The sequence below is a fragment of the Xylanibacter rodentium genome (assembly GCF_013166575.1).
GTDB classification, from domain to species: Bacteria; Bacteroidota; Bacteroidia; order Bacteroidales; family Bacteroidaceae; genus Prevotella; species Prevotella rodentium.
The window spans coordinates 1-16,717 of sequence record NZ_JABKKE010000036.1 but is presented as its reverse complement, the minus strand read 5'-3'; the positions used below and the strand labels follow the sequence as shown (position 1 = coordinate 16,717).

The window sequence follows — 16,717 nt, the reverse complement described above, 5'->3', positions numbered from 1 at the left end:
ACGTCGCAGGCCCAGTCGTCGCCATCGGCATCATACTCCTCCGAGCCGGTAAGATAGATACTATAGCCTTCATCCTGCTCGAAAATACCAATATTGAAAGCTGTTATTTCCGAAGGGACAGTCTCTTTGTTGTCAATGGCTGTGAGCCAATCATAAATTCGCGTTTCTACGTTCTGGATTTCCCTGCATAGCAAGCGGTTTATCAATGATTTAATCATATTCATAGCTGAAAATATTATAATACGATATGGTCCCTGACATCTATGTAGACCTCATCCTCATTGCACTGGCGTATAAATTCATCAGAAATGCCGAAAGACTTATGGATAGTGAACAATGATTTATCATAGACTATCATCAGCATCTCGTCATCATGGGTAATGGCATGGTGGCATATATAGTAAATAAGCCCTTCATTATTTTTTAACTCCTGTAACAGATATGAAATACACTCCTCTGTCAATTCTATACAATGAGAATAATAGTAGGTATAATCCTTGGACATATCTGAAACGTATTTTTTCAACTCCAAAAGATGCCCATGCTCAAACGCATCGTCAAGAGAATAATCTACATACCATCGACATGACCGTGGCAATTTTTCCAAAATCGTGATAAATAATTTGGCTGTATAATTTCCCATACCAATTAGATTTTAATTTATAATGAAAGTAATATGTTATTTTACTATATTCAAAAATATATGAACATTGTTGGTTGATTGTCCGGGTAATATGACTTTTTGAAATTCTCCGAATTTATCTTTTTCATAATATTGAATATTCATGTGACGAACAACATCTTCCCAACTAAGATTATGTTCTGGGAAAGAAATTTGCGCTTTATTATGCGATTCAACACGAACATCTAATTTTTGAGTTTCATTTTCTATTGAAACCCGAAATTCTTGTCCTTGTCTTCTTTCTTTTAAATGCTTTTTAAGTTCATCTGCAAGTCTCTGTACTTTAGAATCATCTGTACTCAGCTCTGGAGTAGAACTGTCTATATTCTTCAGTTCGTTGTCAACATGAACAGGAGTATTGGTAAAATAAGAAGACCCTATTTTTGACTCAGGTCTGCTGCCATCCCAAAAGTTCCTGCCGTTATATGCCGCTCTGGCTCCATTGATGGTACCTCCTATCATGGCGCCGCCGGCAATGCCCAAGGCATATTCGTCCCACGTCATCAGCGGGTCGCCGAAATACACGTGATTTCCCAAATTCTCGATAGGCATTGTGGCGGCAACGGAAGCTGCTCCTGCTGCTGCACCGGCCAGGAATCCGCCACCGCCCGCGGCAGCACCTCCGGCCATTGCAAACGCATAGGGCCCGACTGCGGCACCTACGGCTCCGGCCACAGCACCCACACCAAAGGCAGCAAGACCGTCGCCCCAGCTGTTGATCTGTCCTGATATGGCCTTGTAGGCAAGGTTGACTACACCGCCTATCACAGCGCCTGCCACCAACCACCAGAATTCTCCACTCTCATCCACATAGCACAGCGGGTTGTTCATCGCATAGGAGTAGCGGTTGAAGTTCTGCGACATGTCGGGCATCTGCACATAAGGGTCCGGAGAGAGGAAACGCCCCAGCACCGGGTTGTAAAGGCGGGCGTTCATGTTGACGAGCCCGAACTGTGAGAGATGCTCGTGTCCGGTGTATCCACGGCCAAGAAACAGCTCCGGCTCATTTCCCGGAGAATACGGTACGACAGAGGAGTTGCATATACGTCCCCAGGCATCGTATCTTATGTCCTGCACGAGATCTCCTTTTGGGGCCACTATCTGTGTGATACTGCCCAGATAGTCACGGAGGATATAGTATACACCGGCCTTGGACCCTTCTTTCACATAGGCTGCCACGGCGTCATAGTAGCCACCGCCCAAATACAGCTTTTCCTTGACGGACGATGGGGTCTCGTCTATTTCGTAGCATCCGCCGAGATAATAACGTGTAAGGCATACGGTATCATTGTGTGACAGCTGCATCTTCACACGGTCATAATCCCCATTGTATGTGAATGTTGCGGTATATCTGTTTTCTTCTATGGACTCGGGCCGGCTGAACGAACAATATGATATGTACTGCTCGCGTTTGGGAATTCCTGTATTGTACAATGCAGTACCGGACTCTGACAGTCCTGACACGGCATATGGCTTGGAAGGTATGTTATATTCAAATGTTCCGGCATCGGTCTTGCTTGTTATGTTGCCTTTGGCATCATAAGACATTTCCAGCTTTTTGAACCGTACTTGTTCCAGTCCCGGTATATCGGGTTTTGGGTAAACGGCAGAGCCCGATGATGTGTATTGCTCTGTCAGCGGTCTGGGTATGACAGGACCTATCTCTATCAGACTGTCTTTTATTCCCGCACCTAATATTACAAACAAATCAGTCCTTGCCGATTCAAGACGTCCAAGACAGTCGTAAGTGAATCCTTCGTTTGTACCGGAAATGCTGTCAACCCGTGATTCGAGATATGAAGTCTTCGGATTGAATGTATACGATGTATTCTGATAGGTGCAGGACAGTCCGTTGGCACTTCTGTCCGACGGCAGTCCGCAACCGGTATATCCATATTTCCGTGTGATATTGCCGGTAGTGATCCGTACGGGCTGGCCGTACACATTTTCGGATGTCAGTTTGAACAGTGTCGTTTTGTTGTCCAGCTTTATCTCGCTTAAATGACCGTTGGAGTAAATATAGTTTTCTGTAGCAAGTACTCCCGACTGTGATGTGTACTTTACCGATGATACGTTACCGTCAGAATAGGTGTAGTCCTTTTGCAGCCATTTGCCGCCGGCAATTCTTTCCTTGCTTGCAGCGAGCCGGCCGTAAATATCATATGTAAACGACTTTGACGTACCGTTGGTTGTGGTCACTCCCGTAAGATTGCCGTCTGCGTCGTATGAATAGTCCGTGGCAAATTCCGGGCACTCCGTCCTTGTCAGGCGGTTGTATCTGTCATAAGTGTGGTGCGTGGTCAGTCCGTTGGCATCGGTAACTTCCACTGTATTTCCAGCTTCGTCATACTTATATAAGGTTGTGCCTATGCTCGGATCGTCCATACTTATGCGCCGCCTGTACTTGTCGTATTCGAAGGCGGTTGTGGCATTGCCGGGGGCAACGACAGAAACCGGCAATCCGTCGGGCGCGAGATTGTAAGTGACGGTTCCGGCTGTATCCTTGACGGAAACGAGGTTGCCGAACAGGTCGTAACTCTTTGTCACCGACTTGCCATTTTCTATTATTGTAACACTGTTGCCCTCGTAAACATAGTCGGTTTCAGAATCGCGTGTTTCCGACTGATAATATTCCAACCGTCCATAGGAGTCATAAAGATATCCGTCCCAGAAAGAAGGCTCGGCACCAATATACGGCGTCGACACTGCTGCCAGAGTTCCACGGACATCGTCATAAATCTTGTCCACGTTTACAACGGTTCCGTCAAATCGCTTCTCACTGTGTCTCACTTCTTGGTTCAACGCGTTGTAGAAGAAAGTTTCCTCCGGCTGTCCGGTCGTTTTACGGGTGATACTATATACAGCGCCATCATCTGACGCCACCCATGAATATATGATGTCCGTTCGTGTGCCGTCAGGATTTACAACACCTGTCTCCCGCCCCATGGCATCATAATAGTATGTCGTAACAAGTCCTTTATGGTCTTTCTCTTTCGTGAGTAGCCCTGCCGGGTTGTATGTGAACTCACAGGTATGACCCATAGGGTCGGTCTCTTTGACTGTTCTGCCATACGCATCGTATTCGTAGCGTGTGGAGTGCCTGTGTGGAGAAGAGTAATGCTGCAATGACACTGCCAGCGGATTGCCGTTGCTGTCATAATCGTAGTCTTCACGCTTTACCTGATTGCCATCCTTATAATATATCTTGGTATCAGGCAACCGTGACGAGTGTGAAGGTATGTGCATCCGTTCCGTATACGACATGCCGTCGCGAGTGGTGGTGATGCTGTTGTCGGTAAGGAAACCGAGATGGTAACCAGTTTCCGGCACAGTATTGTAGGAATATGAAAATGTTTTCTCTACTTCAGTACCGTCGCTGTAGGACGTATGCTCGCTCGTGGGGTATCCGTATGGGGCGTAAGTAAAGACGGAAGCCGCGGAAAAATCTTTCAGATAATCCTCTTCTTTCTTTTCCGTCAGGCGTATCCGGGTTATCTTGTTTGCTTGAACATCAACGGAATAGGTGTATGATCTTTCGCCCATACGCGACCATTCGCCCGAAAGCAGGCAATGATTATACGGCTGATATGTTCTGATAAATTCTTTGACGCCGTTAAAGGTCCGGATTTCACCGAAACCTCGGAATCCAAGACCTTGTCTATGATAGACAGCATTGGTATATGAGTAGCTGCTGTTGTCTGCCACGGTTCCGTCTACATATATATCCGAATTGGTCACGACCGGCAAACGGCCGCTTATATTCAGATATGGAAATACGGCATCATTACCTCTTTTATATGAGTCTGTATCACCAATAAAATCATAATAATTCTTGTCTATAGCCCCAAGACTGCTTACAACACCGGTCAACAATGATTCTTTGGTGTCATTGCGTGATACGCGGTACTGCTCGATTCTGTCATCGCTGATTCTTATCAGCCTCGTAAAACAACCGTAAGAACTTTTAATCGGCATAAATACCGATTGGTACATATAGTTGCAAACAGGGATTCTTTCACCCAATTTGTTACATTTAATCAAAAATGCAGTGGCAGAATGATCATCATATTTTATCAAATCTGCAATATCATCTCCGTCAATATCCTGGGTGATAAAGCCGGTATTGGGCGTACGTGGTGTTGTGGGGCCTTGGAATGTCGATTTGGCAAACGTGCCGTCACCCTTGGAATTGAACATCAACCACTGCGCGTCACCGTCTGTCTCGGCGGATGGTGAAACGAGCAGGTCGGTCAGACCGTCACCGTTGAAATCCCCGGGCAGGATATGACGGTCGGCCAGTCCGGCCTTGTCCAATATTTTTTGAGTCGTTATTTTTCGGGCTGTATACCTGTCTCCGTCTGCATCGAATGTATAAATGTTTATTCCGTTTTCGTCGATATGGCAGATGTCACTTTTGCCATCGCCATCATAATCGATTACCAACAACTTGTCTGTATGGTTGGCCGCCACCTTGGCATCGTCCTGATGCGTACCGACAAATTCTACATTGAAAGGGAAGACATGGCCTTGATACAATATCTTGTTTTTAAGCAAATCGAAAACATAACATTGGGAAGGCTTCCCTTTATCTCCAAACGGCTGATGTGATGAAACCGCCATAATCTCTACCTTTCCATCGCCATTAAAATCACCGGTATAGTAGAACTTCGGTTGCACACTCTTTCCTCCGTCGGCATCTGTTGACACTGTAGGAAAACTGTATGTCCTCCTGTATTTTTCTATGGGCCTTGTGTGTGCCTCCGTACTGTATATATTGAATGTGACCTGATCGTCATTATCTGCTACAATGTTGTTTATGCGTATGAGGTATTCCTTCTGGCTGCCATCCAAATCTGCCGTTTTCAAATCCACGAATCCATCTCCAGTCAGCAGTTTTGAGCTTACGTAAGTGTCGTTCAATCCCGTATAAAGCAGTATCTCTTCACGGTTCCCATAAAAATTCAGGAACCGGTTTTGGGAATGCATTGATACATTTGAATCTCTGTGATATAGGAAATAGGGATTCCTGTTTGGCATTATTGCCAATGCGTCTGCGTCGCCGTCAAACCCGAAAACACCGTTGACAATCCTTATCCCATCACCTTCCATAAGATGATAAGCGGAAATCACGTTGATAGTGTTGCCGACAGCAAATGTGTTATTGTCATTTCCTGTTCCATAATACAGGCGTATGGGATTGTATATCTTGCCACCTGACTTGTATCCGATCTCTGTGAGAAGTGTTCTTGTGTTTCGGGTGGAATACGCGAGAGTATATTCTCCTATTGCTGTTGTGCCAGTCTTGCATATTATGCTGCACAACAGTTTGGATTCATAAAAACCTTGGCCTCCCGAGAAAAAAAGCATAGGGTCTGGCCTTGACATCTGGTACTTGAACTCAACGGAAGCACCGTTATACGACACCTTACTTATATTATAGCAATTATCGGTAAGGATGTATGAAAAGTCAATTCTGTTGCCGTGCAGGTCGGTAAGCGAAGTGGCCGGATAGCACAATCTGTTATCCGCATTGGTCGTAAATCCGAACATACCTTTGCTACCGTCAGGATAAAACACCTCAAAGTATTTCACGACATTGCCTGACAGCCATGCCCGTGCTTTGATATTGCCCTGCTCGGTCTCGTATAATGCACTGTCGTTTGTGACATTTATCAGAATCAGACGGACCCCGTCAAGCATAAAGGCATCATCGGAGTCCATGGCAATGCCTTTGGCTACTCCGTCATAATAGATGTTCCTGTTTGAACGTGAGATTACCGGCAGACCCGATATTGACCATCCGGTACCTAAAACAGAGTTGCCGTGCTGGCTGTTATATACCAAGGAAAGTTCAGGCGTGAAGCCGTTCATCCCCGGACATACATCTATAGGTATCTGATATGTCTTTGCTCCGGTAGGTGTGACACCGGATGTAAACCCGATCAGCCCTGTCTCATTGGATATATCAGTAACGACACGGTCGGGCACATGGGCATTGTCGGGCTGTAGCAGATATGAATGTGAAGAGGCTGCACTGTCTGATATCGGTTCTTTGTTGGTTATATCGGCACTTGTAGTAGCAAAAGAATCATCGGAAGACAAGCCGAAGGAAAGAACTGCTGATATACTTGATATCAGCATCATCATGAGCAAAAACAGTCTTTTCTTCATAATGCTACAATATTATAGAAGTCTACTTCTTTATTATTTTCCGCGACATCTTCTCTCCGTTCAATGATACGCGAAGTATGTATACACCGGTAGGCAACGATTCCGTATATAGATTTGCGGATGAAGATCTGGGGTGTGCAGACATAATCTCATGACCCGAATAATTGAATATGCTGCAAGCGAAATTGTCGGTAGCATCGTATCCCGATACTTCTATCCTCAATTTTCCGTCAGTTTGATTTATAAGGATGTCCTTTTCTGCTATTCTCATCGGTTCGACGGATGTCGCAGCTTTTCCTTTTGGCGCTTTTGACAAAACTATAATCTCGCGGGAAATACAGTTGCCGGCATCATCATAGTGGAATCCTATATTTTGGGAATATGCCATATGGAATACACTCAGCATGAACAATACTATATACAGAATCCGATTATTCATAGTCGAAGGTTTTGATTGTTGTTATACGACAAAGATACAATTAATTTTTTATATGTCTATACTGTTGTAGCAAAAACATACCGGAATCGCATTAAACATCCTCATGTGATACAAACAAAAACGTATGTGTGACCAATTGAAAAGTCCGAATGGGTTAGTTTTTTTAACTTTGCCGCATGATGACAAACAAGATATTCATATTCATGGCGTTGTTTCTCTGTGCGGTCACTTCACGTGCGGAAGACGGTAGCTCCCTGTGGCTGCGTTGGCAGAATGTCGGCAAGGCTAAGATAGAATTGAAAGGTGTTCAGGACGGTGTTGCCGTGGCACGCAAGGAACTGTCCGCCGGATATTGTGGCAAGTCCGCTGTGTTGCGTATAGACAAGGCTATGGCCGATGACGACGGTTTCGCTATCGAAGAACGTGATGGCCGGCTTACTATTACAGCCCGTCGTACGTCCGGGTTGATTTACGGTGCCTACGAGGCTTTGCGCCGTCAGGCGTTGGGCATGCCGCTTGATATGGAGAGTCATCCGCGTTTCGCTATCCGTATGCTCAACCATTGGGACAATCTCGACGGAAGTATCGAGCGTGGTTATGCAGGAAATAGCGTGTGGAAGTGGGAGCAGATGACAAATACCTCCACTACTGACCGCAGGCGTCTTCCGGCAGCACAGGCTGCGCTGATGGACCGCATCATACAGTATGCACGCGCCAATGCGTCGGTGGGCATCAATGCAACTGTTCTGAACAATGTCAACGCATCTCCGCAGATGCTTTCGTCCGCTTATATAAATAAGGTAAGATGGATGGCCGATGTGCTCCGTCCCTATAATATCCGTGTATATCTGTCTGTAAATTTTGCCACACCCATGAAACTTGGTGGTTTGGCTACGGCTGATCCGCTCGACCCACAGGTCGGTGAGTGGTGGAGGACAAAAGTTGCCGAGATATACAGGGTGATACCTGATTTCGGAGGTTTTCTTGTCAAGGCCAATTCTGAGGGACAGCCTGGTCCCGGTGACTATGGGCGCTCTCATGCCGAGGGGGCCAATATGCTTGCCGAGGCATTGGATCCGTTCGGAGGCAAGGTGGTGTGGCGTTCGTTTGTCTATGGTGCCAACCATAAAGGTGAAGACAGGGTGAAGCAGGCTGTGAGCGAGTTTGAACCTTGTGACGGAAAGTTTCGCTCCAACGTCATCCTTCAGTCAAAGAACGGACCGCTCGATTTCCAGCCCCGCGAGCCTTACGCCCCCATATTCGACCGTATGAAGCGCACGCCGCAGATGGCCGAATTGCAGATTACGCAGGAGTACCTCGGGCATTCGCGTCATTTGGTATATCTGGCTCCCATGTGGAAGGAGTTTTTCTCGTTTGTCTCTCCCGATCGTCTTCAGGGTGTTGCGGGCGTGACCAATATCGGTGACGACACCAACTGGTGCGGACATCATTTTGCGCAAGCCAACTGGTATGCGTTCGGGCGTCTGGCATGGAATCCGGAACTTACGTCAGAGGAGATTGCCCGCGAGTGGCTGCGCCTTACGTTCAGCAGCGATGCCGCTTTTGTCGACACTATGACGGACGTGATGATGCGCAGCCGCGAGGCATGTGTTGACTATATGATGCCGCTCGGACTGCACCATATCTTCAAGTTCGACCATCATTACGGGCCTGAACCCGACGGCTTCAAGGCTGAATACCCTTTGGAGTGGTGTCCGGTCTATTACCATCGTGCCGATTCCGTCGGTGTGGGTTTCGACCGTACGGTGGCAACCGGCAGCGGGGCCACACGTCAGTATCGCGAGCCATACGCCTCGCAATATGAGAATATCAAGACCTGTCCTGAGGAATATCTGCTGTGGTTTCATCATGTGGCTTGGAACCATCGCATGAAGAGCGGGCTGACCCTGTGGCAGGAGCTGTGCCGGCACTATCAGCATGGTGTGGACGAGGTTGACCGTATGGTGATGACGTGGAGGCGTATGCGTCCGTATGTCGATGACAGACGTTGGCAGGAGGTGGACGACCGGCTGGCCCATCAGGCGGAAAACGCCCGTGAGTGGCGTGACGTATGCCTGGGATATTTCGAGGGATTTGCGAGGAAGAATAAATGAGGCCCCCTATAATCCCCCTCCAAAGGGGGATGCCGGGAACATACGGCCGCGACTTATGCGATATTCACATGAAATGTAGGGACGTGCCTGTGGCACGTTACACTGATAATGAGCGCATTACGCTTGATACGTGCCACAGGCACGTCCATACAATGTTGGTATGATTATATAAAATTATTGTGAGCTCAACATCCCCCTTTGGGGGATTATAGGGGGCCGCTCTTAAATATATATGAAATGAAAAAAATATTGAAAGGCAATATGCCTGCCGCGATATGCGGTGGCTTGATGATGTTCTCGCTCTGTGCGGCTCCGTTGCAGGCGAAAGTGGTGCTGCCGAGCCTGTTCCGGTCCGGTATGGTGATGCAGCGCGGCACACCGGTGCCGGTATGGGGAACAGCCGACAAGGGTGAGAAAGTGACCGTGGTGTTCAAGAAGAAAACGTATGAGACCGTGGCCGGTGACGACGGTCGGTGGCTAATTGAGTTGCCTGCGCAGAAAGCCGGTGGCCCGTATACTGTCGATGTTGCCGGTACGGTACTGTCCGACGTGCTTTTCGGCGACGTGTGGCTTTGTTCCGGACAATCCAACATCGATACCGATGTAGAGCGTGTCTATCCGCGTTATGAGTCGGAGATAGATTCTTACAAGAACGATGACATCCGCCTTTTTCGTGTACAGACCGTTACCAATCTTCACGGACACAGCGAAGACGTGAAAGCTACTGGATGGCGTAAACTTGACAAGAATAACGCGTGGAATTTCTCGGCCGTAGGTTATTTTCTGGCCAAGCGCATGTACGAGAAGACCGGTGTGCCGCAGGGTGTCATATGCAACAGTCTTGGAGGTACACCTATAGAATCGTGGATAGAAGGCGACTCGTTGAAGAACGGTTTCACACAGTATTATCTTCAGACAGAACTATGCAAGGACGACGAGATGCTGAAAGCGTATGCAATGGCCAACCAACGGGCCAACAACAGATGGAACAGCCTGCTCGACGAGAACGATCCGGGATTGAAAGGCGGATGGAACACTCTGGCGTACGACGACAGTCTCTGGCCGGAGGTCAATCAATATGGCTCACTGCTGCCTAATGGTGGCGGATGGCGTAACTATGTAGGGTCGCTTTGGGTGCGTCAGCACATACATGTCGATGCTGAGCATGCGGGAAAACCGGCGCGGCTGTTGCTCGGTACACTGTATGATATGGACTATACGTTTGTCAACGGTCGTGAAGTGGGCCGCACCTACTATCAGTATCCGCCGCGGCGCTATCAGATACCGGCAGGACTGTTGCGTGAGGGCGACAATGTGATTACGGTGCGTTTTATCAACAAGAACGGCATGCCGCACTTCATAAAGGAGAAACCCTACGAAATTATTTTTTCTCCGGGAGACACTATGAAGATCGGTGAGCAGTGGCGTGTGAGCGAGGGTGCACGTATGCCTTCGCCTCTTGGTGGAGGTACAAGCGTACAGAACCTTCCTTCTGTGCTTTACAACGCCATGCTCTATCCGTTGGCTCCTTATCCGATGTCGGGCGTTGTGTGGTATCAGGGTGAGTCTAACACAGGCCGCTCCGCCGAATATGCTCCGTTGTTGCGTAAGCTGATGGCCAATTGGCGTCAAGTGTTCAATCAGCCGCAACTGCCTTTTGCCATAGTCCAGTTGGCCAACTTCATGCAGCCGTCTGCCGGGCCGCAGGACAGTCAGTGGGCACGTTTGCGTGATGCCCAGCGCGAGGTGGCTTATGAGGATGGCCGTTCGGAATTGGTGGTGGCTATCGACTTGGGTGAGGCTACTGACATTCATCCGTTGCAGAAGAAAGATGTGGCCGAACGTGCCGGAATGGCTTTCGACCGTCTTGTCTATGGAAAGAAGGTTACGTTGAGTCCGAAAGTCGTGAAGACTGATGTGCAGGGCAGGCGTGTTACCGTCACATTCGACCAGCCGCTTGCCGGTGGCGCAATGTATGAATTTGAGCTTGCAGGACCTGACGGACGTTTCGTCAATGCCAGTGCCGAGGCCAACGGCAATGCTGTCGTGGTGGAATGTGAGGGTGTTTCCAATCCGGTGCAGGTGCGCTATGCTTGGAAGGACAATCCTGCAAAAGCCAACTGTTACGGTAAGAACGGGTTGCCCGCAACGCCTTTTTCCGAGTGTATAAACAAAAAAACAAATCTGTGAGACAAAACAACAAGTGACAAGAACGGAGAAATGGTATCTTTGCCGCAGAAAATTTTCAAACAATTCAAATAAATGTAAAACCTAAAATTATCGATTATGAAGAAAAACTTCTTTTTGACGATGGGTCTGCTTTTCGGAAGCGCCGCGCTTGCACAGGCACAGACAGTACTGTTGAGCGAGGGCTTTGAAAGTGAGATGACCAAACAGCCGACGGAGTTGGGATTCTATGAGTTCATCAACACCCAAGAGGGTGATGAGCGCAACCTGACAAATGAAAAACAGTGGAGCGGAGACCAATCGTTGCATTTTTACAATGATGCAGCTTTTGAGTGCAAGACAGAAACATGGCAGCGCGCCATCAAGTTCCGCAATCTTCCGCTTAAGGAGAACACGCCTTATCGCGTGTCATTCTATCTTACCGGAACAAACCAGTATACGCTGGACGGTGAGACTTACGAAAAGACAAAGGCCCGTGTGGCACTGATGCAGGGTGAGGAGAACGCCGATCTGCCTTTGCTCACAGCCGACAGCACACAGATTACTTACGACTTGTCTTATTTCCAGGAGGATGACAAAGGATTCCGTAAGTATACCATGATGTTCTTCTATGCCAATCAGGCAATTCAGCAGGAGTATTACAAGAATCATCCCGGCAATGCTTCAAACGAACTGGCACAGAAATTCTTCCTTACGCTCAACGTGTTCAACCCGGGAGATTTCTGGATTGACGATGTGAAGATAGAGGAGGGCGCAGAGATTGAGGGCATCACCTTTAACGGTGATGTGCTGAAGGTCAATTTCGGTTACAAGGTCAATGTGGCTTCGCTTGTTCCCGAGGGTAAGGAGCGTCTGCTGTTGCCTGCCGACTGTGTCACTGTAGGTCTGAAAGACGGCAAGCAGTATGGAATACTCAGTGTTGAGGCATGGAAAGACGGCAGTCTTTACATCTTCCTTGACGGAGATGATTATCCCGATGAGACCGAGGCCGACAATGTTGTTGTAACATTCAAGAACCCGGCTGATGAGGCTTGCCGTATCAAGTATACCGAGTCGTTGCGTCCGTATTCGTTTGACGAAGACACATCTGTGAAGGATTTCACTGAGAACGGTGCTACATACGACGACAACATCCAAGAGGTATATTCCTATGCATATAAGATTCCTACACTTGTAGGTGCAGTGCCTGAGGACGGTTCATTCGATCTGCCGCTTACCACAAACGAGTTTACGCTGTCTTTCGATAAGAATGTTAATACAGAGAAAGTTTCTGCAGCGCTGGTTAATGCCAACGGCAAGGAGGAAGAACTCACTGTGGCTACTACTGGTATGGCCGAAGTGCTGAAACTCACTCGTACAGGTGCAGAAGAGCTGGTAGCAGGCGAGTACAAGCTGACCATAACAGGTGTTGAGCCTGAGGTTGATCCTTACGATAATCCGGGTGAATACAGTATTACGCTGAATTTCGGTATGAGTTCTTCCGATCCTAACGATGTGGTTAAGGTGCTTTGGACCGACAGCTTCTCTGTAGTAGGTGCCAATAAGATTCCAGCCGGATGGACACTGAAGGCCGAGACAAACGACCTCGTTGGTCCGATGGATGCCGGTTCCGGTCCGCGTGTATTCGACGGCTTCTCTGGCGACTTCACCCACGCTTTGTATTATCGTATGGGTTATGCCGTATACGGTGGTAACGCTGACGACGAGGTACACCGTCTTGCACTCGAGGAAGGCAAGAAATATCAGGTGAGCTTCAATGCCGTGGCATGGAAGGCTGCACCGTTCGGACGCTTCGAGGTTCTCGATGAGGCTGATGCTACCGTTGCTTCTTACGACTTCCAGAATGTGACCAACCCCGCAGGCGAAGGTGCAAAGGGTAATATTACCGTGGGTGCTCACTCTATGACCTTTACAGCTCCGGCCAACGGAAACTACAAGTTGCGCTGGTCTACACTTGACAAGGAAGGCGGAGAGATTTCATACGGTGGATGGTTAGAGACATTGCTTGGCAACGTCAAGGTTCAGTATATCCCCAACAACGCCGGTGCTGCTTACAAGCAGGCTCTTGCCGAGGCTCTTGCCACAGCCAAGAACGCGTTGGCAAACAATTCCGGAGCACGTTTTGCCGGTGTGGCTTACGACGCTTTGGATGCCGCTATCAAGAAGTACGACGGTCAGGCATATACGGCACCTTCTGCATACGATGCTGCTGTGGCAGAACTGAATGCAGCTACATTAGCTTTGAGCAACCACCGTACACTTTGTGATACATACGACCCGATGCCTGCATTGGCTTGGGAGCAGGTGAAGAAGTTTGCCGACAGCAAGTTCAACGGTACAGACTATTACAAGGCATTGGAGACAACCATGAACAAATATGTTCTGGAGACATCCATTGATGAAATTGACCTCATAACCGAAAAGGTATCCAAGATTGATACCCTGATGACAGATGCTGAACTGGAGGCTGCCATTGCCGAGCTCGACAAGAATACCGCTATCGTGAAGAACATGTGTACTACACTGGCTGTAGACGAAGCGACAGGTCTGCACAAGCGTTCGGAGGTAGGTACTACAGGTGTGGCTGCCCTGACAGCACGTCTCGTTAAGGGTGCCGACGCTCTGACACGTCTCAACACACTGACAGGAAAAGAGGAGTTCACAGACTATATCGAGAAAGCAAATAACGCGCTTACAGATGACGATGCACTGGCTGAGGAGCTGAAGTATCTCGTATGGACCAAGATCAACACTACATTGGCAGATCCTGAAAACACTCTCTTCGCAGACAGAGTTGACGAAGTGACAATGGACAACTATAAGGACTCCATCGACATGACCGTGTTCGTGAAGAACCCGAACTTCTATATCACTACTCCTACCAATACTGATGTGACCAATGAGTCTGCCAACGGTTGGAATGTGAAGTATCTTGCAGGCTGGAGCGGCGGTTTCGTATGGTCTACAGGCTGGAGCTGGCTCGTAACCGACAAGTGCCCTGTTGCCGACGGTATGCTTACCAACTACAACTGCTCTTTCACTGCAACACAGGAAGTTACAGGTCTGCCTCACGGCTACTACAACATCAAGTTCGCTTACGGTGAGCGTGAAAATTATAATCCAAGTACTCAGAAAGATACTCTCAGCTATGCCTATATCAAGGTGGGTGAGGATTCTATAGCAAAGGGTACACGGGTTATCGGCCAGATATTCCCCTATTGCGAATCAGCTTCTCAGACTGTATTCTTCGAGAAAGTCAAGATTACTGACGGCAAGGTACTGCTTGGTATATACGGTGACACCGAGACTCACATGTTCTTGAATGAGGTTGTAATTACCATGGTTGACGAGGATACAGAATTCAACTATGCTACAGGAATCAAGGATATTGAGAATCAGACCGTCGCTCAGCCGGTGAAGACTGAGTACTTCGACCTTAACGGCCGCAAGAGAACCAATGCTCTGAACGGACTTACCATCATGAAGCAGACATTCGGTGACGGTACGGTGAAGGTGAAGAAGGTGCTGAAATAACCTGTAATACGTGGTGCTGAAAACCACGGTTTGAATCTTAATAGTTTCATTTTTTATGGTAGGCGGAGGTCATGTCATTGAGACAGGGCCTCCGCTTCTTTTTGACATATGTTGGATTCTCATCTCCGTTTTCGACAATCCAAATGAACAGAGCTGAAACAAGTCTCGTTCTGCTCTGTTCATTTGGCTTGTCGAAAACGTTTCTTCTTAAGTTGGTCAACAAAATCAAGCTACATTATCGTCCGAACATAGAATGGAGGCACTCTGGATTGATGCGTCCTGAATGGAGGCGCCTTGGATGGATGTGTCCAGAATGAATGCATCCTGAATGGAGGTGTTTTGGATGAATGCGTTCATTTTGGACACATCCATCCTATGTCCGGACGATAATGTAGCTTGATTTTGTTTACCAACTTGATTTTGTTGTTCAGCTTGATTTTGTTTACCAGCTTGATTTTGTTGTTCAACTTATTTGTTTATGTACATATTATTCTGAAAAAAACGCATTTTGTTTTTTTCGAAATAGAAAAGCCGCGAGGCCCTCTCTGCTTTCTTGACACACATTTTGGGTAGCCAAATCTTGCCGTAAGGCCCTCCCGACACTCCCGTAACGGCCGTTTTGCATTGCGAAACGGCCGTCGTTGCAGTCCAATAAGGGCCTTATTGCAAGGTGATAAGGGCCTCTCTGCTTTTATTACAAAGCCTCATTGACGTAACATACTGATAATCAGCGCTCCCAGTTTGAACAAAAAAAGACTGTTTTCGGGGCTTTGGTCGTAAATTGCATTTCATGTTCCGCTTAACATATGTTAAAGTAAAGATTTTTAAGAAAAGGCTTCAAGCCGGTTTGAAATGACATTCCCAATACATGGAATGTTGTAGGAAAAGCCGGTTAATCACGGTCCGGTCCCTTGTCTCAGGCGTTTGTCCGTGTTTGAAACATATTTGAAAGTTTAGGAAACATTATGAAAAACGATATATATGGGTATCTTGTTTAAAATGATTAACTTTGCTGTCATGAAGTTACGAAAAGAGTGTAATTTATTGGAAATGAGCGTAGGTTAATTGCTCATGATAGTAATAGGTTACGAATTAGTTAGTTATCTACTGCATCATCCTTCTGCGCGTTGCGTAACCTTCAAAGAACTCTTCGTATGCAAAAATAGAAATTAAACGGGAGATTTAGAAATAAATCTCCTGATTTTTTATCCTCACATATAAGTTTTTCCGTAAAAGCGGTTTTGTCCGTCGGCACACCATCGCCCAAAGAGATTTTGGACGAACGTATGCCGACTACCGCATAAGCGGAGAAAAGGGCTTTGCCTCACGCCTAAACAGAAGTTTAGACTGATGATGCAAGGCCCATTTCTTTTGCGCTTATGCCAGAAAGGTGCTTTTACGGGTTTCTGACGATTTTTCTTTTTTGCTGTTCCTTTGAGCCGTAAGCGGAAAGCCGCGCATGACCGCCCGATCCGTAAATGGAACAAGCCGTCATACACGGCAGGCAAACCGGGAAGAATGATTTTATCCGTCAGACCGGACACGCTCGGCCAGACATATAAAATCATACTTCCTTGCCGGTGGTTTGCC

General features: G+C 47.5%; 6 protein-coding genes and 2 pseudogenes. 3 read left to right on the top strand and 5 right to left on the bottom strand.

The genetic code is table 11. The annotated features are described in order from the left end of the window. The 4 genes and pseudogenes from HPS55_RS13295 to HPS55_RS13280 form a co-directional block, all read right to left on the bottom strand. Positions 1–218 (bottom strand): annotated as a pseudogene (locus tag HPS55_RS13295) (hypothetical protein); the annotation flags it as partial. Between the two features lie 17 nt (positions 219–235). After that, complete coding sequence (locus HPS55_RS13290; RefSeq protein ID WP_172176324.1) at positions 236–643, bottom strand: hypothetical protein; 408 nt, start codon at positions 641–643, stop codon at positions 236–238. Positions 644–679: 36 nt separating this feature from the next. After that, positions 680–6,853, bottom strand: a complete 6,174-nt coding sequence (locus HPS55_RS13285) for an RHS repeat-associated core domain-containing protein (RefSeq protein WP_172176322.1) — start codon at positions 6,851–6,853, stop codon at positions 680–682. Positions 6,854–6,875: 22 nt separating this feature from the next. After that, complete coding sequence (locus tag HPS55_RS13280) at positions 6,876–7,292, bottom strand: T9SS type A sorting domain-containing protein (protein ID WP_172176320.1); 417 nt, start codon at positions 7,290–7,292, stop codon at positions 6,876–6,878. Between the two features lie 179 nt (positions 7,293–7,471). On the opposite strand from HPS55_RS13280, the gene HPS55_RS13275 reads away from it, so the two are divergent. The 3 genes from HPS55_RS13275 to HPS55_RS13265 all read left to right on the top strand — a co-directional run bounded on the left by HPS55_RS13275 (position 7,472) and on the right by HPS55_RS13265 (position 15,127). Beyond that, positions 7,472–9,406: an alpha-glucuronidase gene (locus HPS55_RS13275; RefSeq protein WP_172176582.1), complete on the top strand. Its 1,935-nt coding sequence runs from the start codon at positions 7,472–7,474 to the stop codon at positions 9,404–9,406. A gap of 237 nt (positions 9,407–9,643) precedes the next feature. Beyond that, complete coding sequence (locus HPS55_RS13270; protein WP_253945827.1) at positions 9,644–11,596, top strand: sialate O-acetylesterase; 1,953 nt, start codon at positions 9,644–9,646, stop codon at positions 11,594–11,596. A 96-nt stretch (positions 11,597–11,692) separates the two neighbouring features. After that, positions 11,693–15,127 carry an Ig-like domain-containing domain gene (locus tag HPS55_RS13265; RefSeq protein ID WP_172325015.1) on the top strand — a complete coding sequence of 1,145 codons (3,435 nt, stop codon included), beginning with the start codon at positions 11,693–11,695 and terminating at the stop codon, positions 15,125–15,127. A 1,211-nt stretch (positions 15,128–16,338) separates the two neighbouring features. On the opposite strand, the pseudogene HPS55_RS14270 reads toward HPS55_RS13265, so the two are convergent. After that, positions 16,339–16,717, bottom strand: a pseudogene (locus HPS55_RS14270) (hypothetical protein); the annotation flags it as partial.

Coding starts and splice junctions, on each gene's coding strand:
- HPS55_RS13290 (WP_172176324.1), bottom strand. CDS start 643: ATGGGAAATTATACAGCCAAATTATTTATCACGATTTTGGAAAAATTG.
- HPS55_RS13285 (WP_172176322.1), bottom strand. CDS start 6,853: ATGAAGAAAAGACTGTTTTTGCTCATGATGATGCTGATATCAAGTATA.
- HPS55_RS13280 (WP_172176320.1), bottom strand. CDS start 7,292: ATGAATAATCGGATTCTGTATATAGTATTGTTCATGCTGAGTGTATTC.
- HPS55_RS13275 (WP_172176582.1), top strand. CDS start 7,472: ATGACAAACAAGATATTCATATTCATGGCGTTGTTTCTCTGTGCGGTC.
- HPS55_RS13270 (WP_253945827.1), top strand. CDS start 9,644: ATGAAAAAAATATTGAAAGGCAATATGCCTGCCGCGATATGCGGTGGC.
- HPS55_RS13265 (WP_172325015.1), top strand. CDS start 11,693: ATGAAGAAAAACTTCTTTTTGACGATGGGTCTGCTTTTCGGAAGCGCC.